The sequence below is a fragment of the Myxococcus xanthus genome (assembly GCF_013116825.1).
GTDB classification, from domain to species: Bacteria; Myxococcota; Myxococcia; order Myxococcales; family Myxococcaceae; genus Myxococcus; species Myxococcus xanthus_B.
Window position 1 is genome coordinate 45,937 of sequence record NZ_JABFNS010000013.1, and the last position, 23,673, is coordinate 69,609.

Annotated in this window: 23 protein-coding genes; 7 read left to right on the forward strand and 16 right to left on the reverse strand. The window is 66.5% G+C overall.

What is annotated here, in order from left to right:
- The first annotated feature begins 91 nt into the window (after positions 1 to 91).
- From thpR to HNV26_RS05660, 3 genes are all read left to right on the forward strand, one after another.
- Positions 92 to 649 (forward strand): RNA 2',3'-cyclic phosphodiesterase, encoded by a 558-nt coding sequence (thpR, locus tag HNV26_RS05650; protein ID WP_171440568.1) that lies wholly within the window; start codon positions 92 to 94, stop codon positions 647 to 649.
- Positions 650 to 728: 79 nt separating this feature from the next.
- On the forward strand, positions 729 to 1,346 hold the full coding sequence (locus tag HNV26_RS05655; protein WP_171440569.1) for a YiiX family permuted papain-like enzyme: 618 nt from the start codon (positions 729 to 731) through the stop codon (positions 1,344 to 1,346).
- 53 nt (positions 1,347 to 1,399) lie between these two features.
- Positions 1,400 to 3,463 carry a putative metal-binding motif-containing protein gene (locus HNV26_RS05660; RefSeq protein WP_171440570.1) on the forward strand — a complete coding sequence of 688 codons (2,064 nt, stop codon included), beginning with the start codon at positions 1,400 to 1,402 and terminating at the stop codon, positions 3,461 to 3,463.
- A 6-nt stretch (positions 3,464 to 3,469) separates the two neighbouring features.
- Here the strand turns inward: HNV26_RS05660 and HNV26_RS05665 are convergent, their stop codons facing one another.
- From HNV26_RS05665 to HNV26_RS05705, 9 genes are all read right to left on the reverse strand, one after another.
- Positions 3,470 to 4,237, reverse strand: coding sequence for a methyltransferase domain-containing protein (locus HNV26_RS05665; protein WP_171440571.1), 768 nt, complete (start codon positions 4,235 to 4,237; stop codon positions 3,470 to 3,472).
- Positions 4,238 to 4,337: 100 nt separating this feature from the next.
- Positions 4,338 to 5,084: a hypothetical protein gene (locus HNV26_RS05670; RefSeq protein WP_216611828.1), complete on the reverse strand. Its 747-nt coding sequence runs from the start codon at positions 5,082 to 5,084 to the stop codon at positions 4,338 to 4,340.
- A 151-nt stretch (positions 5,085 to 5,235) separates the two neighbouring features.
- Complete coding sequence (locus HNV26_RS05675; RefSeq protein ID WP_171440573.1) at positions 5,236 to 5,991, reverse strand: ABC transporter ATP-binding protein; 756 nt, start codon at positions 5,989 to 5,991, stop codon at positions 5,236 to 5,238.
- Positions 5,988 to 6,872 carry an ABC transporter ATP-binding protein gene (locus HNV26_RS05680; RefSeq protein ID WP_171440574.1) on the reverse strand — a complete coding sequence of 295 codons (885 nt, stop codon included), beginning with the start codon at positions 6,870 to 6,872 and terminating at the stop codon, positions 5,988 to 5,990. The genes HNV26_RS05675 and HNV26_RS05680 overlap by 4 nt, the downstream gene beginning before the upstream one ends.
- Positions 6,869 to 7,933: a branched-chain amino acid ABC transporter permease gene (locus HNV26_RS05685; RefSeq protein ID WP_171440575.1), complete on the reverse strand. Its 1,065-nt coding sequence runs from the start codon at positions 7,931 to 7,933 to the stop codon at positions 6,869 to 6,871. Before HNV26_RS05685 ends, HNV26_RS05680 begins: the two co-directional genes overlap by 4 nt.
- Entirely contained in the window at positions 7,933 to 8,853 is a 921-nt protein-coding gene (locus HNV26_RS05690; RefSeq protein ID WP_011556589.1) for a branched-chain amino acid ABC transporter permease, read from the reverse strand. Before HNV26_RS05690 ends, HNV26_RS05685 begins: the two co-directional genes overlap by 1 nt.
- Complete coding sequence (locus HNV26_RS05695) at positions 8,853 to 10,058, reverse strand: ABC transporter substrate-binding protein (protein ID WP_171440576.1); 1,206 nt, start codon at positions 10,056 to 10,058, stop codon at positions 8,853 to 8,855. The genes HNV26_RS05690 and HNV26_RS05695 overlap by 1 nt, the downstream gene beginning before the upstream one ends.
- A 123-nt stretch (positions 10,059 to 10,181) precedes the next feature.
- The gene (locus HNV26_RS05700; protein ID WP_253816268.1) at positions 10,182 to 10,901 is read right to left on the reverse strand and encodes a YsnF/AvaK domain-containing protein; all 720 of its coding nucleotides are present in this window, start codon (positions 10,899 to 10,901) and stop codon (positions 10,182 to 10,184) included.
- 34 nt (positions 10,902 to 10,935) lie between these two features.
- Positions 10,936 to 11,322 carry a hypothetical protein gene (locus tag HNV26_RS05705; RefSeq protein ID WP_216611829.1) on the reverse strand — a complete coding sequence of 129 codons (387 nt, stop codon included), beginning with the start codon at positions 11,320 to 11,322 and terminating at the stop codon, positions 10,936 to 10,938.
- 338 nt (positions 11,323 to 11,660) lie between these two features.
- Here HNV26_RS05705 and HNV26_RS05710 point away from each other — a divergent pair, with 338 nt between their 5' ends.
- Complete coding sequence (locus HNV26_RS05710; protein WP_171440578.1) at positions 11,661 to 12,533, forward strand: YsnF/AvaK domain-containing protein; 873 nt, start codon at positions 11,661 to 11,663, stop codon at positions 12,531 to 12,533.
- 55 nt (positions 12,534 to 12,588) lie between these two features.
- Here HNV26_RS05710 and HNV26_RS05715 read toward each other — a convergent pair whose 3' ends face one another.
- From HNV26_RS05715 to HNV26_RS05735, 5 genes are all read right to left on the reverse strand, one after another.
- A complete protein-coding gene (locus HNV26_RS05715) occupies positions 12,589 to 14,022 on the reverse strand; it encodes a serine/threonine-protein kinase (protein ID WP_216611830.1) in 1,434 nt (477 codons plus the stop codon).
- 119 nt (positions 14,023 to 14,141) lie between these two features.
- On the reverse strand, positions 14,142 to 14,438 hold the full coding sequence (locus tag HNV26_RS05720; RefSeq protein WP_171440580.1) for a hypothetical protein: 297 nt from the start codon (positions 14,436 to 14,438) through the stop codon (positions 14,142 to 14,144).
- A gap of 69 nt (positions 14,439 to 14,507) precedes the next feature.
- Positions 14,508 to 16,331: a molecular chaperone DnaK gene (gene dnaK / locus HNV26_RS05725; RefSeq protein WP_171440582.1), complete on the reverse strand. Its 1,824-nt coding sequence runs from the start codon at positions 16,329 to 16,331 to the stop codon at positions 14,508 to 14,510.
- A gap of 5 nt (positions 16,332 to 16,336) precedes the next feature.
- Entirely contained in the window at positions 16,337 to 17,218 is an 882-nt protein-coding gene (gene grpE, locus HNV26_RS05730; RefSeq protein WP_171440620.1) for a nucleotide exchange factor GrpE, read from the reverse strand.
- 92 nt (positions 17,219 to 17,310) lie between these two features.
- Complete coding sequence (locus HNV26_RS05735; protein ID WP_171440584.1) at positions 17,311 to 17,820, reverse strand: transcriptional regulator; 510 nt, start codon at positions 17,818 to 17,820, stop codon at positions 17,311 to 17,313.
- A gap of 217 nt (positions 17,821 to 18,037) precedes the next feature.
- Between HNV26_RS05735 and HNV26_RS05740 the strand changes: the two genes are divergently transcribed.
- The 3 genes from HNV26_RS05740 to HNV26_RS05750 all read left to right on the forward strand — a co-directional run bounded on the left by HNV26_RS05740 (position 18,038) and on the right by HNV26_RS05750 (position 20,757).
- Positions 18,038 to 20,059, forward strand: a complete 2,022-nt coding sequence (locus tag HNV26_RS05740; protein ID WP_216611832.1) for a lamin tail domain-containing protein — start codon at positions 18,038 to 18,040, stop codon at positions 20,057 to 20,059.
- Between the two features lie 273 nt (positions 20,060 to 20,332).
- Positions 20,333 to 20,482, forward strand: coding sequence for a transposase (locus HNV26_RS05745; protein ID WP_171440588.1), 150 nt, complete (start codon positions 20,333 to 20,335; stop codon positions 20,480 to 20,482).
- Entirely contained in the window at positions 20,479 to 20,757 is a 279-nt protein-coding gene (locus tag HNV26_RS05750; RefSeq protein ID WP_171440590.1) for a hypothetical protein, read from the forward strand. Before HNV26_RS05745 ends, HNV26_RS05750 begins: the two co-directional genes overlap by 4 nt.
- 124 nt (positions 20,758 to 20,881) lie before the next feature.
- Here the strand turns inward: HNV26_RS05750 and HNV26_RS05755 are convergent, their stop codons facing one another.
- Together HNV26_RS05755 and HNV26_RS05760 are read right to left on the reverse strand one after the other, a co-directional pair.
- Positions 20,882 to 21,838 (reverse strand): DUF4435 domain-containing protein, encoded by a 957-nt coding sequence (locus tag HNV26_RS05755; RefSeq protein WP_171440592.1) that lies wholly within the window; start codon positions 21,836 to 21,838, stop codon positions 20,882 to 20,884.
- Positions 21,835 to 23,274, reverse strand: coding sequence for an AAA family ATPase (locus tag HNV26_RS05760; RefSeq protein ID WP_171452774.1), 1,440 nt, complete (start codon positions 23,272 to 23,274; stop codon positions 21,835 to 21,837). The genes HNV26_RS05755 and HNV26_RS05760 overlap by 4 nt, the downstream gene beginning before the upstream one ends.
- Positions 23,275 to 23,673 lie beyond the last annotated feature (399 nt).

Consider the following 23,673-nt stretch of genomic DNA (forward strand, 5'->3'; position numbering starts at 1 on the left):
CACCGGATACGCGTGGGGCGCTCCCACCGGCTCCTGTGCTGAAGGGAATCGACGGACTGTGTCTCGCTCATGATGTCAGGAGCCGTGAGCCATGCGCCTGTTCACCGCCGTCACCCTGGGGCCCGCCATCGAAGCGCGCGCCACCGAGGAGTTGCACCGGCTGCGCCCCCTGGCCCCCCAGGCTCGCTGGGTGAAGCTGGAGGGCCTGCACCTCACGCTCGTGTTCCTCGGGGACGTGGATGACGCACGCCTGCCCGCCATTCACGACGCCCTGACGCCGATTGGAGCTCGGCATTCCCCCTTCGTGCTGTCTGTCGTCGGTGGCGGCGCTTTTGGCGCGCCCGCCCACCCACGCGTGCTCTGGGCGGATGTGTGCGGCGCCACGGACGCGCTGAAGGCCTTGCAGGCGGATACCGCTCGGGTGCTCCAGCCGCTCGGCTTCGAGCCCGAGCATCGCGAGTACACCGCGCACCTCACGCTGGCCCGCGCGAAACACCCGCGCGGAGACGCCGCCCTCCTCGCATGCGTCCAGGCGCTCAAGGACACGTCACTGGGCGAGGGGCGTGTGGACCAACTGGTGCTTTTCGAGAGCAAGGGCGGCCATTACCTGCCCCGATTGGAGGTGCCCCTCACCCGCCCGCCGGGGTAGCGGCTCCCTCGTGACGGCTGGCATCCCGGCTGCACTCTCCGCACGCCGGAAGCAGCCAGGCACCTGAAAGGACTCGCCAATGCGGTGGATGGTCATGCTGATGGTGTGGTTCGGCGCCCACAACGCGGTCGCGGCGCCACATGAGGGGCTGGAGGCCCGGTTGCAGACGGGAGACATCGTCCTGCACACCTCGCGCTCCTCGCAGTCACAGGCCATCCAGAAGGCCACGCAGAGCCCCCTGTCCCATGTGGGCATGGTGGAGGTGACCGAACAGGGCGCGTGGGTCGTGGAGGCCGTGCAGCCGGTGCAGCGAATCCGGTTCTCGAAGTGGAAGGCCCGGGGCGTGAAGGGCGACATCCTCGTCCTACGCCCGCGAGAACTGAGCGATGCGCAGCGCCAGCAGGCGGTGACGGCGGCCAAGGCGCACCTGGGCAAGCCCTATGACTGGCACTTCGGCTGGGGGGACGACGCGATGTACTGCTCGGAGCTGGTGCGCAAGGCCTACGCCCAGGGGGCGGGCTTGGAATATGGGAAAATGGAGCGGCTGGACTCGCTCCGCGTGAAGGGCCTGGAGCAGCAGCTCCGCGAACGTTACGGGAAGCGGGTTCCCCTGGATTTGCAGTTGGTGACGCCCGCCAGCATCGCCGCGGATGTACGCCTGGACGTGGTCCACTCCGACTTCCCGTCCGTGAGGTAGGCGCGGGCTCGCGAGGATGCAGCGGCGGGGCACGGACGCGATAGAGTGTCGGCATGCGACGCGTTCTGGTGCTCCTCCCTCTCCTCGCGCTGGCCAACTGTAAGAAGGACGAAAGCCCTGGCGCAGCCAAAGTCACGGTGGATTACTCGGGCTTTCTGCCTGGCTGCGTGCAGGTGAACGCACGCGACGAGGGCAGCGGCAAGGAGCTCTCCACCACCGTCGCCGGCAAGGGCGAGCGCACCGGCGGCTCGCTGACGGTCGCGGTGATTGCGCCCAGCGGCTGGGGCTCGACCATCCAGGTGGAGGCGCGCGCCTTCGAGCAGACCTGTGAGGCCGCGAGCCCCGTGGTGACGCGGTCCACGTCCGTGACGTTGACGCCAGGAACCCCCGTCCCGGTGGCCCTGTCCCTCCAGGCGACGGATGGAGACGGCGACGGGTACGTCTCCGTGCTCACGGGCGGCACGGACTGCAATGACACCAACCCGGACATCCGCCCGGGCGCAACGGAGCGCTGCAACGACGTCGACGACAACTGCAACGGTCAGTCGGACACGGTGGAGCTGCGCCTGGGCCAGAGCTGCACGGAGGGCCAAGGCTGTGAGGGCGTCCGTGCGTGCGGTGGGAACGGCGAGGTCCTCTGCAACATGCCACTGGCCGCGTATGCCTACCCTGACGTGGACCAGGACGGCCACGGCGACCGGAACGCCGCTCCCGTCGCATTCTGCTCCGGTATCCCGCAGGGCTATGTCGTGAGCCCGGCGGACGACTGCAACGACAACAACGCCAGCATCCGGCCAGGAGCGACGGAGCTCTGCAACGGCGTCGACGACAACTGCAACGACCAGATTGACGAGACCTTCCCCGACCTCGGCACGGCGTGCACCGCGGATGCCCAGTGTGCCGGCGTCTACGTCTGCGACGCCTCGGGCATCGCCACCACCTGCCAGGCCGCGGCGACGCCCACCGACTGGTTCCTGGACGGCGACGGAGACACCTTTGGTGATGGCACGGCCGTGTCGTCCTGCGTCTCGCCTGGCGCGAGCTACGTCGAGGTTGGTGGTGACTGCAACGACGGAAACCCGTTCACCTACCCTGGCGCGCCGGAGCTGTGCGACGGCCTGGACAACAACTGCGACGGGAATGCCGAAGGCCCCGAGGTCTGCCCGAGCGGCGGTGCCAGTTGGGCAGCCCGCACCGTGGGCGCGAGCGATCAGGAGTGGCGCTCCATCTTCACGGAAGCTCCAGGCGACGTGAGTGTCTCAGGTAACCAGGGCGGGACCGCGATACTCAAGCCGCCCTCATCCACGTTCCAGACCAACGCGACCAACTGCGGCGACAACAACAGGGGCTGGAACGCCGTCTGGGCGGACATGGCCAACCTGGGCCGCCTCTACCTCGGCTCATCGGGAGGCAGCCTCTCCTTCCTGGATAGGTCGGAGAATGCCTGCACCGAGACAAACACCATCGGCCGGTGGGTGAAAGGGCTCGTCGGCTTCCGACACGAAGGAACCCTGGAGATTCATGGAGTCACCGAGAACTCCGGCACGGGGGGGCAGGGACTGACATTCAAGTGGACTGGAGGTAGCAGCTCCAGCGCGTTGAGCTTCGGCCCCGCCGCAGTCGCGCCGCTATTCGACATTCACGGCCGTTCCCGTGCAGTGATGTTCGCGGTAGGCGGCCTCGACAATGGAGGAAACAGGGGACGCATCCACCGGTTCAACCCCTCCTCCGGGCAGTGGCAGTCAGAGAGCGTGGAAGCCGCCATCTCAGGCATGGGCCGGCTCCGCGGCGTCTGGGTGGTGAATGACAAGCTCGCCTTCGCCGTGGGCGAAAGAATGAACAGTGCGAACACCGTCCTCCAGTGGGACGGAAGCACCTGGAGCAGGATGTCCTCCTTCCCCAACACGCAAAGCGAGACCCTGACCTCCGTCATCGCCTTTGGTTCGAAGTCGGTCTACGTGACCGCATACAACGGACGCATCTACCGGTATGACGGCACGGGGTGGCAGATCGTCTTCGAGAACACGAGCCTGCGCTTCAACGACATCGCCGGCACCAGTCCCGCGGACCTCTGGGTCGCGGGCAACGCGGGCCAGATTCTCCACTGGCCCCAGTAAACCGGCTCACGTCACCCGCCGCGCCACCACGAAGCGGCGGGTGAACGGGAACGGCGTCCCATACGGCTGCGCGGGATAGGACTCGCGCAGCAACGGGCGCAGCGTCTCCACGAAGGCGCGCGCCTCCTCCTCTCCGAGCGCCGCGAGCACGGGCCGCAGCGTCGTCCCCAGCAGCCACTCCAGCACCGCGTCCTCGCCCGGGAGCACGTGCAGGTACGTCGTCTCCCAGGCCTCCACCGTCAGCCCCAGGCCGAACAGCCAGGACACATACACAGGCAGGGACTCCACCGGCCTGCGCCGCGCGGGCGCCACCACGGAGGCGAAGCGCGGCAAGGCCCGCACCTCGTCGACACGCCGGTGCGAAGGCGCCTCGAAGTTGGCCGGCACCTGGAAGGCCAGCACCCCGCCGGGCGCCAGCTTCGCCACCAACCGCCTGAGCAACACCTCATGGTCCGGCAGCCAGTGCAGCGCCGCATTGGACACGAGCACGTCCAGCGGCGCGGGGGGCTCCCAGTCCGCGAGGTCCGCTACCTCGAAACGCACCGAGCCCACGGACGCACCGCGACGGGCCGCCTCAATCATCTCCGAGGACGCATCCACACCGGACACCAAGGCGGACGGCCAGCGCTCGGCCAACACACGCGTGAGGTCCCCGGCGCCACACCCCAGGTCCGCGACCTGGGAGGGCGTCGCCGAGTCCACCCGCGACAGCAAATCGAAGAAGGGACGCTTCCGCTCGTCGCGAAAGCGCGAGTACTGCGCCGGGTCCCACATGGCGGCCTCCTGTCACGGGAGAGCCTAACGCCCAGGGTCCTTCAGCGCGGTATCGCGGGACACGCTCCCCAGGGAGGAAGCGTGTCCCCGGGACAGCAAACTACTTGGCGCGGCGGCGACGGGCGCCCGCGTCCGGCGCGCTCCCGGCATCCTCGCCACCCTCCACGGCGGCGCCGGTGCCGTCGGCCGCATCGGCCGTCCCGGCGTCCGTGCCCGCGTCGGCCTCCGGGAGCTCAATCTTCGGCGGCGGGTTCACCAGCGTGAGCGAGGTGAGGAACTCATCCGCGCCCGGCGCGCCGATGCCCGCGTTGTAGACGGTGATGAGGTTGTAGACGCGCGGCCCCACCAGGAAGCTGCGGCCCTTCACCTCGCCGCTGGGCGACGCCAGCATGTACGCCTTGCCCGGGTAGCCATCCAGGGTGATGTCCTCGGAGCTCTTCAGCTCACCACCCACCTGCCCGGCGATGCCCTGGATGCCGCCGTTGATGAGCGCCTCGGCGGGCACCGTGGCGACAAACGCCTCCGGGTAGTCCACCGCGTTGACGATATAGCTGACACCGCCCTCATTGGCCGCGTACGTGACGAGCGTGGCCTTGTCCGTCCGCTTCGGCAGGGCGGCCTCGCTGCGCTGCGCCTGCGGCGGGGGCCCCGGCAGCTTCACGGTGAAGCCCTCGGGAGCCTCCAGGACGTTGAACGCGACGGCGGGGGTCTCTTCACCACCCTCGTTGGCGACCTCCTCGATGGTCGAGGTGGCTTCCCGGTTATCGGGCTTCTGCTGACCGGCGCACGCGGCGGCAATCAGCGACAGGGTGGCGAGGCTGGCGACAAGGCGGGACAACGGGGACATGGGCACACTTCCTGAGTGTGGTTGAACGCAGTGCGTCGACGGACGCTAGACGAACTTCCTGGTTGCTGACTACCCGACTTTGGGAGGGGAGCCAGTTTCATTGCGCGCCGGACTCTACCGGAGCGTCGGCGAGAGGACGTAGCGCCGTCCACTACTCGCCGAGATACGCACGCCGGACCTCCGCGCTCTCCAGGAGCGCCTTGCCCGGCCCCGCCATCACGACCTCGCCCGTCTCCAACACATAGCCGTAGTGCGCGGCGTTGAGCGCCAGGTGGGCGTTCTGCTCCACCAACAGCACGCTCACGCCCGTGGCATTTACCTCGCGCAGGGTGCGGAAGATGGCCTCCGTCACCTGCGGCGCCAACCCCAGCGAAGGCTCATCCAACAGCAGCAGCTGCGGCTTGCTGAGCAGCGCGCGAGCAATGGCCAGCATCTGCTGCTCGCCGCCCGACAGCGTCCCGGCCATCTGCTTGCGGCGCTCCTTGAGCACCGGGAAGAGCGTGAAGCTCTTCTCCAGGTCCTGCTGGATGCCGGAGGTGTCCGTGCGCAGGTACGCACCCAGCTCCAGGTTCTCCTGGACGGACATGTTGGGGAACACGCCCCGGCCTTCCGGCGCGTGCGCCATGCCGCGCGGCACCAGCTGGTGCGCCTTCATGGCCGTGGTGTCGTGCCCGTTGAACTGGATGCGTCCAGCGCTGGGCTTGAGCATGCCGCTCACCGCGCGCAGGGTGCTCGTCTTGCCCGCGCCGTTGGCGCCGATGAGGGCCACCACCTCGCCCTTGCCCACCGTCAGCGACACACCCTTGAGCGCCTGGATGGCGCCGTAGTGCACCTTGATGCCGTCCACCGACAGCAGCGGCGGGAAGGACTGGCGCTCCCCCAGCGTCTTCACCTGCGCGTCGCTCACGCCGCCCCTCCGTGACTCTCCAGATAGCTGTCGCCCAGGTACGCCTCGATGACCTTCCGGTCGCTGCGCACCTGCGCCGGAGCGCCCCGGGCAATCGTCTCGCCGTGGTCCAGCACGGTGATGCACTCGCAGATGCCCATGACCAGCTTCATGTCGTGCTCGATGACGAGCACCCCCAGCTTGAAGTCGTCCCGGAGCTTGCGGATGAGCACCATCAGGTCCGCCTTCTCACGGGTGTTCATGCCCGCCGCGGGCTCGTCCAGCAGCAGCACCTTGGGCTGCGTGCCCAGCGCGCGCGCGATTTCCAGCCGGCGCTGCTCACCGTAAGGCAGGTTGCGAGCCTCCTCGTCGCGGCGGTGCGACAGGCCCATGACCTCCAGCAGGTGCTCCGCCTGCTGCGTCAACTCCCGCTCCTCCTGCTGGAAGCGCGGCGTCAGCAGCAGCGCGCGCCACCAGTCGCGGTAGTTGATGAAGGCGCCCTTCATCTTCGCGCCCAACCCCACGCCTTCGGGGTGCAGCGCGCCCTGCGCCCGGCACGCCACCTTCACGTTGTCCAACGCGGTGAGCGCGCGGAACAGGCGGATGTTCTGGAAGGTGCGCGCCAGCCCCAGGTGGTTGATTTGATGCGGCAGCCACCCGTTCACCCGCTGCCCGCCCACGCGGACCTCGCCCTGGGTGGGCTGGTACACGCCGGTCAACACGTTGAACGCCGTGGACTTGCCGGCGCCGTTGGGGCCGATGAGCCCCTGCAAGTCGCCCTGCCGAACAGAGAGGTTGAAGTCCGTCAGCGCCTTGAGGCCGCCGAACTGGATGCTCACCCCGTCCGCCTGGAGCAATGGCGCTCCGGCCTCCGCCTTCGTCTCCTCCGCGGCCGCGCTCACGCCAGCCCCCTGCGCTTGCGCGGAATCCACCGCGGCAGCACGTCCCAGATTTCCTTCGTCCCGAACAGGCCCTGGGGCCGCGCCAGCATCAGCGCCACCAGCAGCAGGCCGTACACGGGCATGCGAATCTGGTCCACCTTCTGCGCCAGGCTGCCTTCGGCCCCCAGCAGGGTGAACAGCGAGCGCATGCCTTCGGGCAGCAGCGTGAGGAACGTGGCCGCGACGATGGCGCCCGTCGTGGAGCCCAGGCCGCCCAGCACCACCATGACGACGATTTCCATCGACTTCACGAAGGTGAAGGAGCCGGGGTTGATGATGGGCACGAAGTGCGCGAACAGCGCGCCGGCGATGCCCGCGAAGAACGAGGAGATGACGAAGGCGCGGACCTTGTAGCCCGTGGTGTCCACGCCCATGGCCTCGGCGGCCACCTCGTCCTCGCGGATGGCCCACAGGCTGCGGCCGTGGCTGGAGCCGGTGATGCGCCGGGCCACCAGCACCGTGAGGAACACGAAGAAGTACACCATGGCCGGCGACGACGTCTGGGGGATGCCGGACAGGCCCAGCGCCCGGCCGAACGCGTCCGTGTTCTGCACCACCACGCGGATGATTTCGCCGAAGCCCAGCGTGACGATGGCCAGGTAGTCCCCGCGCAGCCGCAGCGAGGGCAGCCCCACCAGGAAGCCGCACAGCGCCGCGGCCAGGCCGCCCACCAGCAGCGACACGACGAAGAACACCTGGTCGCTGACCGCCACCGGCAGGAAGGAGAGCGCCACGTCCTTGAAGTTCAGCGACAGGACGCCGGAGATGTAGGCCCCCACCGCCATGAAGCCCGCATGGCCAATGGAGAACTGCCCCGTCATCCCGTTCACGATGTTGAGGCTGACCGCGAGGATGATGTTCACCCCCACCACCGACAGCAGGTAGGAGGCGAAGGGCGCGTCGCTCATCAGCCCCTGGAACAGCGCCAGCACCGGCAGCGCCAGCAGCACGGGCAGCAGGCCGCGCAGCGACGCGGGGACGGCGGAGCGGGCCTCGGGGGCAGGAATCGCCGGAGTCTCCATCAGACCTTCTCCGCGGCGACGCGGCCGAAGAGGCCGCCCGGCTTCACCAGCAGCACCAGGATGAGGAAGCCGAAGGCCACCGCGTCACGCCAGGTGCTGGCCGCGTAGCCCACCACGAACTCCTCCACCAGGCCCAGCACCAGGCCGCCCACCACGGCGCCCGGCACGTGGCCGATGCCACCAATCACCGCCGCCACGAAGGCCTTCAGGCCCACGTACAGCCCCATCAGCGGGCTCACCGACGTGTCCTTGATGGCGTAGAGCAGGCCGGCGCCCGCCGCCAGCGCGCTGCTCAGCATGAACGTCAGCGCGATGACGCGGTCGGTGGGGATGCCCATCAGCGCCGCCACGCGGTGGTCCCAGGACACCGCGCGCATGGCCCGGCCGAAGCGCGTGCGGAACACCAGGTACTGCAGGCCCACCATCAGCGCCACGGCGATGCCGAAGCTGATGACCTGCCAGTTCCACACCACCACGTCCCGGTCACCGATGACGAGCCACTCCACCGGCTCGATGACCTCCGGGAAGGCCCGCGGCGCCGCGCCCGGCAGGAAGCCGAGGTCCAGTTGGAAGCCGTAGGACAGCGCGAAGGAGATGCCGATGGCGGTGATGAGCGCGGTGAGGCGCGGCTTCTCCCGCAGGGGGCGGTACGCGAAGCGCTCGATGAGGAACCCGAGCAGCGCGCAGCCCAGCATGGCCACCGCGAACACGACGGCCACGCCCAGCAGGGAGCTGCGCATGTCGCGCCCGAGCGCGAACGCGGTGGCGTAGCCCATGTAGACGCCGACCATCATGACGTCGCCGTGGGCGAAGTTGATGAGCTTCAGGACGCCGTACACCATCGTGTAGCCAAGCGCGACGAGCGCGTAGATGGTGCCGGCGGCCAGGCCGTTGATGAGGTGCTGGAGGAGCTGCGCCATTAGGGATTGATGGTCGTGACGTACTGCGTCTTGCCATCCTCGACCTTGAGGACGACGGCGGACTTCACGGCGTTGCGCTGGGCATCCAGTGTCACGGTGCCCGCCACGCCCGGGAAGTCCTTTGTCTGGGCAATGGCGTCACGCACGGACGGGCCGCTCAGGTCCTTGGCGCGCTCCAGGGCGCTCACCGCCACGCGGGCCGAATCGTAGCCCAGCGCGGCCAGGGCGTCCGGCACCGCGCCGTACGCGGCCTTGTAGTCCGCGATGAACTTCTGCACGCGCGGATCCGGGTTGTCCGGCGAGTAGTGGTTGGAGAAGTAGCTGCCCTCGATGGCGCTGCCGCCCAGCTCGAAGAGCTTCTCGGAGTCCCAGCCGTCGCCGCCCATCAGCGGAACCTTGAGGCCCACCTCGCGCGCCTGGCGGGCGATGATGCCCACCTCGCTGTAGTAGCCCGGCACGTAGATGCCTTCCGGCTGCGACTTGCGGATGGCGGTGAGCTGGGCGCGGTAATCCGTGTCGCCCTGGCTGTAGCTCTCCACGGCCGTCACCTTACCGCCCATCTCCGTGAACTTGCGCGTGAAGACGTCCGCCAGGCCAATGGAGTACGCGCTCTTGTTGTCCTGGAGCACCGCCACCGTGTTCAGCTTCAGGTTCTCCCGCGCGAACTTCGCCATCACGAAGCCCTGGAACGGGTCGATGAAGCAGACGCGGAAGATGTAGTCGCCCTTGTCGGTGACGGTGGGGTTGGTGGAGGACGGCGTAATCATCGGCACGCCCGCCGCCTGCGCCTTCTCCGCCATGGCCAGCGAGTTGGATGACGCCACGTCACCGAGGATGAGCGCGACCTTGTCCTGCGTAATCAGCCGCGTGGCGGCCTGGGCGGCCTCCTCGGGCTTGCTCTGGTTGTCGTAGACGCGGATGGACAGCTTCTTGCCCTTCACTCCGCCCGCGGCGTTGGCCTCCTTGAGGGCCAGCTCGATGCCGTTGCGCGTGGAGATGCCGAACGTGGCCTGGCCACCGGTGAGCGAGCCCACCTGCCCCAGCAGGATGGTGTTCGCGTCCGCCGGAGCGCCCCCGGGCGCCGCCCCCTGCCCCTGCGCGGCCTGAGTACCTCCTTCACCCGAAGGAGCAGGCTGCGTCTTCTTCTCGCAAGCGGCCACCATGACGGCGAGCGCGGCGAGGAGCATCGGGGCAAGTCGTCGCATGCAGGGCTTCCCTTCTCGGAAACTGACACGGCAAAGCCCTGGTTTTCTAGGGGACACCTCTCCATGGGTCAAGCGTGCAGCCTTCCCGAGCCCCCGTCACACACCCCCTGTGCAGCGCGTCAGTCAGGAGTGCAGCCCGTCCACCGGGCCGTCGTGGAGCACCTCGCCCCGCTCCTCCACCTCCGCCGTCTCTTTCCGAACGGTGGCGTGAACCTGCCGGAGCACCTCGTCGGTGTACCGGGAAACCGCAACCTCCTGCCAGACATGCACGGACCTGGTGACCTCCACCCGCTCCTCATGCAGGGGGATGACGAAGGTGCCCGCCTCGAAGGGCACCAGCCCCTCCAGCACCGGCCGGGCGGACGCCACGGCCTCCGGCGCCGGCGGGCCCTCGGCGTCCACGGCCTGCTCGGACACCCGCTCCACCACCAGCTCCTCGCGGCGCACGGGCACGGAGAAGTGCCGCACCTCCGTCCGCACCACCTTGTGGATGCGCACCTGTCCCGCCTCGCGCACCACCACGTGAGGATGGGCCTCCTCGCGGGCCAGGGGCACCACGAGTTCGCCGGGCGTCGCGAACCCGGCGGAGAACACGGACTCAGGGTGACCTGACCGCGCCTGCGCCGGGCCGTCGTGCGCTGGTGACACCTCGTCCCGCGTCAGCCCCAGGTGCACGTCCTCTCCGCGCACGTCCACCACATCGCCGTAGCGCGCGGTGAAGGACTTCAGCCGCAGCAGCCCTCCTTCGATGGCGAAGGTCTCCCCGCCACACCCCACCACGGTGCCCAACCGGGCCCCATCCGCCGTGAAGACCCGCATCCCTTCCCGTACGTCCGTGCGCATCGGAGGACTCCTCTCATGTGGTGTGGTTCGCGGCTCACGCCAGCGTGGGCAACCCGGGCTCGCTCCAGGGATGCTCCCGGCCATTCGGCCCGCGCCGGCGCACCCGCTCCAGGGGCGTGCTGGGGCGCTCCGGGTCCGTGTCCGTCTCCAGCGCGGCGGGCTCGCGGGCAGCGGGCGGCGAGGAGGGCACCAGGGCCAGGACGGGAAGCGGCCGGAGCCGATGGCGCGCGAGCCGGCCCGCCACCAGGGCGCCCAGCATCCCGGAGGCGCAGGCCACGCCCACCATGGGGCCTCGCAGGTCCGGACGGAGCAGCCGGTGGATGCCACGCACCACCAGGTGCGCCCCCACACCCGCGGCCGCGCCGCCCACCCATGAGTCACTCCAGCGCCACGGCTCCCAGGTTCCCTGCCTGCTTCTCATGACGGACTCCCGTTGGGTGCTCACGGCACGCGGTCCGGACGCACCTCGCTTGAAGATGGGGTGGGCCGCCGCGCCCTGAGAAGCCCCGGCTCACGGCCGCTGGCGCGGTGTCGCCAGGGCAGGCGAAAGGACAGGCGGGCGTTCGGGTGGGCAGGCACGGTGCCGAGCCAACTGGCACTGCGTCCTCGGCCCCTGACACCGAGACCGAGCGCTCACACCTTCCATGATGACCGGGGTGGAAACCCCAGGGCCTCGTGCTCGCACGCGGGGCCTCCACCAGCGCCGGGGTCCAAGGTGTGGCCAGCAGGCCCGCCCGCCCCGGTCACGAGGAGCCAGCCATGTACCAACGCAGCGACGTCAATGAAGGGATGGTCGTCCGCAGCATCGACGGCGAGAAGCTCGGCAAGGTCTTCGCCGTCGGCGACGGCGAGTTCCACATCGAGAAGGGCCTCTTCTTCCCGAAGGACTACCTGGTCCGGTACTCGGAAATCAGTCGCATCGACGGCTCGGAAATCATCCTCAGCCACGGCAAGGAGATGCTGAGCCGGCTGACGGGTGAGGACCGCACGGGCGCCGTCGCCGGCACGGGTGGCGGCGCGGGCGTGGGTCCGGGCGCGGTGGGACTGGGCGCCGACCGGGCCGCGGCCCGCGCCAGCACGGGCATGGACGCCACCACGGACACGGTGGGCCGCAAGGGCGCCTACGACACGGACTACGACACACGCCTGGGCACGGACACCGCGGGCCTGAAAGCCACGGACACCTCGGTCGGCGCGCGGGACATCCACGGCCGCGAGGAGGACATCACCATCCCCCTGCACAGGGAGGAGGTGGACGTGCTCAAGCGGGACGTCCAGGCCGGGGAGGTCCGCGTCCACAAGGACGTGGTGGAGGAGGACCGGGAGATGGACGTGCCGGTGCGCCGCGAACGCGTCCGCGTGGAGCGCCGGGACGTGAGCCCGGAACGCCCGGCGATGAATGCCTCGTTCCAGGAGGAGACCGTCGTCGTCCCGCTGCGCGCCGAGGAGGTCGAAGTCCAGAAGCGCACCGTCGTCGACGAGGAGGTCGTCATCCACAAGGACGAGGTGGATGAGGAGCGCCACATCTCCGAGCACGTCCGCCGGGAACAGGTGGACATCCGCACCGAGGGCAGCGACGAGCGGGCTCGTACGCTGAACGCGCCCTCCGACGACCCGCTCAAGCGCGGGTAGCCGAGCGCGCCTTCCCGGCCCCTCCCGGGAGGGGCTGGGTCTCCTCCCCGCTTCATCAGGGTGAGGACTTCCGGAGTCGCGGCCGCATGATGGGCGTTTCCTCCTGGGACCGCCCTCCCGCCGAGGCAGGGCGGTCCAACCGCATGAACTCGCGATGCCGGTCGGGGAAGTGCTTCCCCATGAGCCTCACCAGCTCCGAGTCGTTCGCCGGACGGCAGGCATCCGCCAACCGGTCCGCCATCTCCCGCGCGCTGCCGAAGCGCGCCTCGGGGCGCTTGGCCAGCGCCGTCTCCAGCACGTCCCAGAGCGCCCGGGAGACGTGCGAAGGCCGCGGCGGAAGCGCCTCTTCGCAGATGGCGTGCATGGTGGCCAGCTCGTCGGGCTTCTCGAAGGCCCGCGCGCCGATGAGCGACTGGTAGAGGACGAGCCCCATGGCGAACAGGTCGCTGCGCGCATCCAGCCTCATGCCGCGCGCCTGCTCGGGGGACATGTACAGCGGCTTGCCCTTCACGATGCCCGGCAGCGTCACCGTGCGCTGGGCGCGGGCCTTGGCCACCCCGAAGTCCAGCACCTTCACCCGCCCGTCGAACCCCACCATGAGGTTGTGCGGGGACAAATCCCGGTGCACCAGCTCGAGCGGCGCGCCGTCCTCGCCCTGCAGCACGTGCGCCGCATGCAGCCCCGCCAGGCCCTGGCACACCACGGCCACCGCGTGCGCCGTCTCCAGCGGGCCCTTGGCCGCGCGGAGGAGCCGCTCCAGGTCCACGCCGCGCACCAACTCCATGGCGATGTAGTACGCGCCCTCCGCCTCGCCGAAGTCGTAGACGTGCACCAGGTTGGGGTGGGAGAGCCGCAGGCCGATGCGGGCCTCGTCCAGGAACTGCTGGACGATGGAAGGGTCCGAGGACAGGTGCGGGAGGATGCGCTTGAGGGCCACCAGCCGGCCCAGGCCCTCCGGGCCTCGGGTCCGCGCCACCAGCACCTGCGCCATGCCCCCGGTCCCCAGAGGTGTCACCACCTCATAGCGGCCAATGTGGCCCCGCGAGGCCGTGGGCGGCTCCCCGGAGAGCGCGTCCAGCCGCTCCAGCGCGCCCTTGCCATCCGTCAGCGCGAGGAAGCCCAGCACGGCGCTGTCGAGCTGCTCGCCAATGGCCTCCACCAGCTTCATCACCAGCCCGCCGCCGCCGTCGAAGGCGCCCTCCACCACCAGCCCCAGGCCCCCCAGCTCCAGGCTGCCCAGGGCCAGCCGCGTGCAGAAGAGCGTCCGGCCGTCGTCCAGCTTGCGGACACCTCGCCAGTGCGCCGCCTCCAGGACGTCCACCCCGGGCTCACCCAGCACCCGCGTCAGCACCGGGCCTCGCGTCCCTCGCAGGGACACGAAGCCCGCGCGCGCGTGCACCAGCCGGGCACACTGCGTGAGAAACACGTCGAGCCCGGAGTCCAGGGCCAGGCCCCGCTCCAGGCAGTCCTCCAGGATGACGTCGGCCATCCGATGCACGGAGACCAGACCCCGGAGAAAAACGACCTCTTCCTCTAAAGAGGGGAAATCCACGGGCCCATTCAACACCCAGGACACCCTTTTCAGGAAACCCGGAACCGCCGGGACGGCTACACGCGCTCCCGGTCCTTCAACGGCGCCACGGCCGGAAGGTGCTCGGGCGTGCCCGAGCGGAGCGGCCGGGGCAGGGGGTCATCCATCAGCCCGTGCATCTCCAGGACGCGCTCCAGGTGCGCCACGCGCTCGCGGAGCAGCCGCACCTCCATGCCGCCGTGCTGGGCCTCCTTCAGCCGGATGAAGGCCTCCACCAAGGGCTTGAGGGAGAAGCGAAGCGTGAGCCCGAACAGGGGCACCCCCACCACCATGGCGGTGATGAGGAAGATGACGATGCCTTCGGTGACGTCCATTGATGCGCTCCAGGGGACTGACTGCGCGGCAGGCAGTCTACGCTGGAGCGAGGAGGCGATTGCGAGCGTTCAGCTCGCCTGGCCCGTGTAGATGGCGTCCGCGATGCGGTAGGCGCTGCCCTCCAGGCGCTGGAAGGACTCCTTGAGCACCGCCGCGTCGGAGGTGTTGAGCACCTCCTTGAGGCGCTCCAGGTCCGCCTTGATTTCCTCGCGGTCCTTCTCCGACAGGAGGCTCGCGTACTCCTCCAGGCTCTTCTCCGTCGTGTAGATGAGGCCGTCGGCGTTGTTGCGCAGCTCCGCCAGCTCCTTCTTCTTCTTGTCGTCGGAGGCGTGCGACTGGGCGTCGGAAATCATCGCCTGGATTTCCGCCTCGGACAGGCCGGAGTTGCTCACCACGCGCACCTGCTGGACCTTGCCGGTGCCCAGGTCCTTGGCGCTGACGTGGACGATGCCGTTGGCGTCGATGTCGAACGACACCTCGATTTGCGGCACGCCACGCGGCGCCGGGGGAATGCCCACCAGCTCGAAGCGCGCCAGCGTCTTGTTGTCCGCCGCCATCTCACGCTCGCCCTGGAGCACGTGCACGCTCACCAGCGGCTGGTTGTCTACGGCGGTGGAGAACACCTGGCTCTTCTTGCAGGGGATGGTGGTGTTCTTGTCGATGATTTTCGTGAAGACACCGCCGGCCGTCTCGACACCGAGCGACAGCGGCGTCACGTCCAGCAGGAGGACGTCCTTCACCTCGCCCTTGAGCACGCCGCCCTGGATGGCCGCGCCCACGGCGACGACCTCGTCCGGGTTGATGCCCTTGTGAGGCTCCCTGCCGAAGAACTCCTTCACCTTCGCCTGCACGCGCGGCATGCGCGTCATGCCACCCACCAGCAGCACCTGGTTGATCTGCTGCGCGGGAATGCCCGCGTCCTTCAGGGCAACCCGGCACGGCTCGATGGTGCGGTCGATGAGGTCCGTCACCAGCGCCTCGAAGGTGGCGCGGTCCACGGTCTCCGTGAGGTGCTTGGGGCCGGAGGCATCGGCGGTGATGAACGGCAGGTTCACCTCCGTCTCGGGCGCGCTGGACAGCTCGTGCTTGGCGCGCTCGGCGGCTTCCTTCAGGCGCTGCAGCGCCATGCGGTCCTTGCGCAGGTCCAGCCCGTTGTTGGATTCCGCGAAGCGCTTGGCCAGGTAGTCGATGAGGCGCTGGTCGAAGTCCTCGCCGCCCAGGAACGTGTCGCCGTTGGTGCTCTTCACTTCGAACACGCCGGCGTTCAGCTCCAGGATGGAGATATCGAAGGTGCCGCCGCCCAGGTCGTAGACGGCGATGCGCTCGGTGCCACCCTCCTGCACCTTGTCCAGGCCGTAGGCCAGGGCCGCGGCGGTGGGCTCGTTGATGATGCGCAGGACATTGAGCCCGGCGATGCGGCCGGCGTCCTTGGTGGCCTGACGCTGGCTGTCGTTGAAGTAGGCGGGGACGGTGATGACCGCCTCGGAGACCTGCTCACCGAGGTAATCCTCCGCCGTCTGCTTCATCTTCATCAGGACGATGGCGGAGACCTCCGGCGGGCTGTAGCCCTTGCCGCGAATCTCCACCCACGCGTCGCCGTTGGGGCTGGAGGCCACCTTGAAGGGCGACACGCCGATGGCCTTCTTGCCTTCGGGCGAGTCGAACTTGCGGCCGATGAGCCGCTTCGCCGCGAAGACGGTGTTCTCCGGGTTGGTGATGGCCTGCCGCTTGGCAATCTGCCCCACCAAGCGCTCGCCGGAGTCCGTGAAGCCCACCATGGAAGGCGTGGTCCGGCTGCCTTCGCTGTTGGGGATGACCACCGGCTCGCCGCCCTCCATGACGGCGACGCACGAGTTGGTCGTCCCAAGGTCGATTCCAATCACCTTGCCCATGTTGGTTACTGGCTCCCCCCGGAAGAGTTCTCGGACTGCGCGGGCGCGGCGGGCGCCTCGGTGTCGGTCGTGGCGGTGTCGGTCGTGGCGACGGCCGGCGGCGCCGCGGCGGCCACGGGCTCGGCGGGAGCACGCGCGACGACGACCATGGCCGGACGCACCAGCCGCTCATTCAGGTAGAAGCCGCGCACGACTTCGTAGGCGACGTGGCCGGCGGGGACGTCCGCCGTCTCCACCTGCTGGATGGCCTCGTGCACGCGCGGGTCGAATACCTGCCCCTTGGCGCTGAAGCCCTTCACGCCGTGGCGGCCCAGCGCGTCCTCGAAGGACTTGCGCGTCATGGCCACGCCCTTCTCGAAGCTGTCCAGGTCCGGTGACTTGGCCGCGGCGTCAATCGCGCGGTCCAGGTTGTCCATCACCGGGAGCAGGTCCTTGAGCAGCTTCTCCGAGCCGAAGCGCTGGACCTCCTCCTTCTCCTTCTGCGCGCGCTTGCGGTAGTTCTCCAGGTCCGCGGCGTGGCGCACGGTGCGCTCCTGCGCCTCCTTCGCACGCTCGTGGGCCTCGCGCAGGCGCTCCATCGTCTCGCGCCCCTTGGCCTGGCTGAACTCGAGCTGGGCCTTGAGGGACTCCACCTCCTGGCGGAGCGCCGCCACGTCCTCGGACGGGGGCGCCTCGGCGTCAGACGGCGGAGAAGTGGTGTCGGCGGGGGACGCGGACGCTTCGGACTCCACCGGGGTGGACGGGCCTGAAGCCTCCACCTCGATGACGGTCACCTCGTCCTCTTCGTCCATGTGACGCTCGACGCTGCGAACCGCCGCGTCAATGACGTCCTGCCCGATGTCTGTCTGGATTCTGCTCTTGTCGTTCGAGCCGGCCACGGCGCGCACTATCTCACGCGCCGCGGGACCTTCCAAATGGCGAGAAGGACAAAGGAAACCGCCCTGCCCCCGGGCAGGCGGGCTTCACACCCAGCGGAACTTCACGCTCCGGCGGTGGTCTTGGAGGCGGGCTTCTTGGGCCGGCCAATCGTCTTCTTGGAACCCGAAACAGCCTTCTTCGCCGTCTTCGTGGCGGCGCCCTTGGCGGCGGGCTTCTTGCGGCCAATGGACTTTTCCCCGGCCTTCTTCGCGGTGGGGCGGGAGGCGCTGGCCTTGGGGGCCTTGGCCCCGGCTGCGGGCTCGGCTGGCGCCTTGGCGGGGCGCGAGGGGGGGGCCTTCTCGCCGCCCTCCTCGTTCGTGAAGGCGCGCTCGACGGCGCCCTCGACCTGACGCACAGCGACTTCAATCTTCTCCGCCGCCACCTTGCTGGTGCTGGCGGCCCAGGTGCGCAGCTGCTCCAGGCCTTCCTTCACCTTGGCCTGGTTCTGAGGGTCCTTCACTTCCTTGAGCAGGCGCTCAGCCTCGCCGCGCAGGTCATCGGTGGTGCGCTTGAGCTCGTCACCGGTGCGCTTGAGGAAGTCCATCAGCTGCTTGTCCCACTTGTTCGCCATGTGCTGTCTCCTCCATGGGGCAGTCATCCCCCCCGAAAACCATTCCACTCCACGGCTGCCCGGAGCGCAAAACCTTCCAGCGCTTGCTTGAAACACGAACGATGTCGGCGGCCATTGCCTTTCGCGCCACGCGCCTCGTGCATGCGGGCGGGCGTCGAGGCTAGAGTGAGCGCGTCGCGTGCCCCACTCCTCGAGGCCCGCGCTGGAGCCCGCCGACATGCCGTTTTTCCGAATGGCGGGGATGCTCGCCGTCCTCACCCTGCTGTGCGCCTGCTCCGATGGACGTGGAACCTCCGGAGCGCCCCGTCTGCCCGCGGTCGAGCTGTCTCCGACGACGGTGGGCCTTGCCTACGAAGCCATGTTCACCGCGTCCGGGGGCGAGCCGCCCCTGCGCTACACGGTGTCACCGCCGCCGGCGGGCTTCTCCTTCTATACGGGAGAGGGGCGGCTGCTGGGCCCGGGCAGCGAGGCCGGTGACTTCTCCATCACCGTGACGGTGCGGGACGCGGACGGCCTGGAGAACGTGCGCACGTACGCGCTGAAAATCTATCCACGCCCTGAGGTCACCAGTGACGGGCTCCCCGCCGCCACGGCGGGGGACAGCTACGAGCACGTCCTGGTCGCCACCGGTGGGCGCCCTCCCCTTCAGTGGGAGCTAGTGGGGGGCTCGCTGCCCACGGGCATCGCGTTGAGCCCCGAGGGATTGCTGACGGGGCAGGCCCAGGGACAGGGGACCTATCCCATCACCCTGCGGGTCCATGACGCCCACGGCGCCGAAGCCGAGGTCCAACTGGGGCTGGAGGTGGTGGGCCCCGGGCAGACGCCGGACGGGGGCGCGCCAGATGGGAGCTTCCCGCTGTCGGTGGGGAACTGGAACATCGAGTGGTTCGGGGACCCGCTCTATGGGCCCAACGACGAGCCGTTGCAGTTGGCCAATGCCCAGGCAGTCATCGCCGACGCGGGCGTGGACTTCTGGGGGCTGGCGGAGATTGTCAGCACGGCGCAGTTCAACGAGCTGAAGGCGCGGCTGCCGGGCTACGACGGCTTCCTGGCGGATGACGGTTCGCGGGTGTCGTCGGGGACGAGCTACTACTCGGCCAACGAGCAGAAGGTGGGTGTGTTGTTCAAGTCAGACGTGGTGCAGGTGCTGCGGGCCGACGTGGTGCTGTTGAATCACGACTACGACTTCGGCGGACGCCCACCGCTGCGCGTGGACCTGCGCATCCAGCGCGGTGGTGCCAGCGTGGACGTGACGGCGTTGGTCATCCACATGAAGGCGCTCGCCGGTCCGGACGAATACGCGCGGCGCCTGTCGGCCGCCGGGTGGATCAAGGACTACCTGGACCAGCGCCTGCCCACGCAGCGAGCCATGGTGGTGGGTGACTGGAATGACGACGTGGACGTGTCCACGACGACCAACCCCAGCACTGGGGTGAAGTACGACACGCCGTACCGCAACTTCGTGAGCGACTCAGCCAACTACAGATTCACCACCCAGGCCCTGTCCGAGGCAGGCATTGGCAGCACGGTGAGCCGCAGCACGTTCATCGACCATCAGCTCGTCACCAACGAACTGTGGGCCGGCTACGTCCCCAATTCGACCCAGGTGCTGCGACCGAGCATCACGGGCTACCGGGACAACACGTCCGACCACTACCCCATCATCAGCCGCTTCAACTTCGGGAATGCAGGCGGTGAGGGAACGGGGACGGGCGGGACGCAGTACAAGGTGTTCATCAACGAGTACCTGCCGCAGTCGCACAATAAACCGGGCACGCAGACGCCGGATTATGACCAGCAGTTCGTCGAGCTGGTGAACACGGGCACCACGGCGGTGGACCTGGGCGGCTGGAAGATTCACGACGCCAGCTCGTACGCGGGGGAAGACGACACGCGGCATGTGTTCCCAGCGGGGACGATGATTCAGCCGGGCAAGTCGTACGTCGTGTACTCGGGCCCGACGGCGGTGCCAGCGGGCGTAACGAACGCCACGGCGGCCTCGGGAGGCGGTCTGTACTTCAACCGGGGCGTCAACACAGGCAGCAGCGGAGACACTGTGTTCCTGGTGCGGCAGGACAACACCGTGCAGGACAGCGCGGGTTATCAGGACACGGAGGTGGGCATCTCCTACAACCGGAGCCCGGACGGGAGTTCAACCGGGACCTGGGTGCCGCATACGCAGCTGTCAGCCGGTATTGAGGCTTCGCCTGGGCGGCGGGTGAACGGCACGGCGTTCTGATAGAGGCAAACTGTTCCCCTTTGTTGTTGAAACAGAGAAACGTGCTCAGCCGCACGCCTCGCTGCGAGGAGAACTCCTTCTGCCTCAGCCCGCTCGCCTCGATGACTTCGGCGACCCGGCCCCACTCCTGCTTCTCCACCGGCTTCGACATACGCGCCAGGGTCCATGGCGGCGACTCCCCACTCAACGCCTCTCAGCACGTCGTTGGCCAGACGCATACTCACTGCGGCGGGGGCGCAGGTGGGGGCGGTGGTGTGTGTGAAGAGAAAGGGAATGAAGGAGGCCTGGTGCCTGGCCACCAGTTTCGACCAAGCGCCTGCACAAGAGGTAATGGACGCCTATGGCCGCCGCTTCACCATCGAGGAAACCTTTCGGGACGTGAAGGACGTCAAGTTCGGCATGGGACTGAAGCAGGTGCGATGAAGACACCGGACCGAAGAGACCCGCTACTGCTCATCTCCGCCCTGGCGCAGGTGCTGTTGACGCTGCTGGGCGCGGCGGGTGAGGCGCTCGGTTACGACAAGCACTTGAAGGAAAATACCGCGAAGAAGCGAACTCACTCGCTCTTCACCCAGGGCGCCTACTACTTCATGGCCATGCCACGCATGAGCGATGCGCGACTGAACCCGCTGGTAGAGCGATTTGGTCAATTGGTACGCGAGCACGCCGTGTTTCGTGATGCCTTCGGGCTCATCTGAGTCAGATGAGGAGATGCCTCAGGGGGCATGCGTGTGCCCGCAGAACGCCGGTCGTCGGTCGGTTACCAACCTGAGGATGGCCCATGAAGAGGACCAGCCCAGGCCGGACTTGCAGTAGGCGCAGCTACTCAGAATTGGCAGCGATTCCCCGCCATGCCACATCAAGAAATTCAATAGCATCTCGCGGAAGTCCCCCTCCCCTGCCGGAAAGAAGTGTCACCGCGTTATCGCCGGTAAGCATTACTCTCGTATCTGGATTTTGATTCAAAGACTTCGGAACAGGCATAGCACGAAGCACCTCAATCGAGAGCCTCACAAACTGAACAAAAAACCACAACTCAAATTTCCCTCGAACATAGACCTTGGCATCATGTCGCCGAAACTGCTCAACAGCAGCTCTAACACCTCGCCAAACTCTTGCTGGACTCGCAACCCCACATAACTGATCTAGCAGCCCCAGCATTTTCCCATGGCGCACTATCCTTCCAGAGCCATCAAGTCGAATCAATTTTGAGAGTTCGAGATTGTTTAAATTTGGACGTCGACCATGCTTCCGATGAAACAAACTCCATGCCATCAAAACGGTGGCAATCCTGACAAATCTCATACTCATATATCGATACGACTTCACCATCTCACCAAGGCGGGGATCGGCCGAAGAAAGGCGCATCAAATCAGTCCACACCCAGTGATAGGCTTCCTCTGAAACAATATAGTTCTCGATCGAATACCACTTCGTCTCATAGACAAACGGATCCTCGGGGCGCCATGCCGGCGGCCCGACGAATTCATCAATATCCTTATCAACAAAGAAAATCGCACGACCCGGCCGATCTAATCTTGCCCGAACCACGGGAATGAGCTTAAGGACTGTGCGCTTCCCTCGACAGACAAAAGGCTTGATGGTCAATGCGGAGTTCTGCCCTCGCCTACGAAGTTCTGGCATGAAAAAAGCAAGATCATCATGTCCTTCAAAAAACACAAAGACATCTGCCGAGTTTTTCTGATACGCATGGCAAAACTGCAACCAAATGGCAGCATAAACATCTCGCTGCTTCCGCAGATAGTCCACATAACTCATCCCTCGACGACCTCCACACTTTCTGCGAGGTCTTGCGCATACGGCTCAAGCTCATTATCAATAACATATGGAGAATGCGTAGCAGCCGCAAGGAATGAGCATCGACCTGACTGCACAATATCGGGCAGCAACTTCCTCTGCCAGTCGACCGACAACGACAACTCCGGCTCATCAATAATCACAACAAAACTCTTCTGCTGCTCAAGATACAGATGCGCAAACAGAGACACTATCTGCTTTTCGCCCGATGAAAGGTCTCGAAGATCCATTGGCCGACCTGAATCGAGCTGCAAGTGAATTCTATAATTTTGCTCATCATAGGTGAATGCCTTCCCATGCAGATACCCCTGACAAACGCCCACAAACGACTTAATTGAAGACTCGCGAGCGCTCAAGACCTGATCGAGAGTAACCAATTTCGAGAAGAACCGAGCAATATACGCATCCTCAACCGAGAGACTCTTGCCTGCCTTCAGCTTGATTTGAAAAATAAGGTCGCGAAGCCTGGTTTTTTCATCCTGACTCAGCGTTCGCTCCTCCACTCTGTTCAGGGCACGGGCAATTGTATTATCATCAAGCCTCTGAATTTTAGGAACATCTTCGACTCTAGCCTCGCCGCGAATAACCTCGCGCAAGTAGGTTCCAACAACAGCATTCAACTCCGCGCGTGCGGTTTCCTTTAGGGCGGTAATCGTGGATTCAAACTTTGCCGCTACGTCTTCCATCCCGAATTCAACTAGTTCGACATACTGAAGGGAAGGCTTGTCTCCCTGCTCCTCAGATCTGTGAAAACGACGAACCTGCTCCTCAAGCTTTGGAAATATAGTCTTTAAGTCCTTTTCGATTCTGCGATAAGTCGGGAGATATAGAATTTGCTGCGTAACATGCTTAGACAAATAGTCGCTCAGGGCGACCACCGGCTTGTCTTGTTCGTCTTGCTGACGCTCAAGCTCAAACAACTCTCTCTGAGACTGCATTGGCAGCGAAAGAATACGCTCGATAGCCGCTGGAGACACTTCGAGTTCTTCGGATAGCCGAAATATTTCGTTCCCGGATCTGCCGGAACTCAACAGCTGCGATATCAATTCGGGATTCTTTCTCAGTCGCCCCAGCGCATAGCCAGGCAACAGGCGGCGGATGCGAGTCCAGTTCAGGATGCTGGATTCTATGTCTGCACGACTAATTATCTGTTCCACATCGGAGAAGCGGAGAGTCAAGTAGTCGAATCGGAAGTCGAGTAGCTTGGCCCATTGGCGGCTAAGCACGCGATACAGGATAGTGGTGACGGTGGTTTTTCCAAGCCCATTGATGCCGACAAGAATCAATTTTCCATCGCTTATCGGAATGCGCAGGGTTCTAACTCCGTGCAAGCCGTGAATCGAAAACTCCCTTAAATCAAAATCCATTTTTCCACTCTCCCAAAACAGTGACTGCACTCCAGACAGCTACTGCCAACTGCGGCTCACCCGCTCTTCGTGTAACAGCCCATCCGGGGGCGTCGCATCTAGAGTTTCTGGCAGACTTGGCTAGCTGTGCAACGAAATTAATTTGATGCGGCGCCCCCAAGAGAGGGCGCAAGCCTTCATAACCATTATTCTGTCGTCGCACCAAGAACTCCAGACATGGACAGAGAATGCCAAGCAAGAAATCGTGATGCCTGGACGTCTGGCCTACCGCAGAGGCCGATTTTTCGGCCCCGGGCACGGCATGCCGTTCGAGAAACGTGAGCGCCCGGTTGGGTTCGGGGACACGCGTCGCACGCCTCGGAAAAGCCTCAACGGAGGAGTACTTACATACCACCCCCCGCGCCAGCCTCGGCGTCCAACTGATTCTCA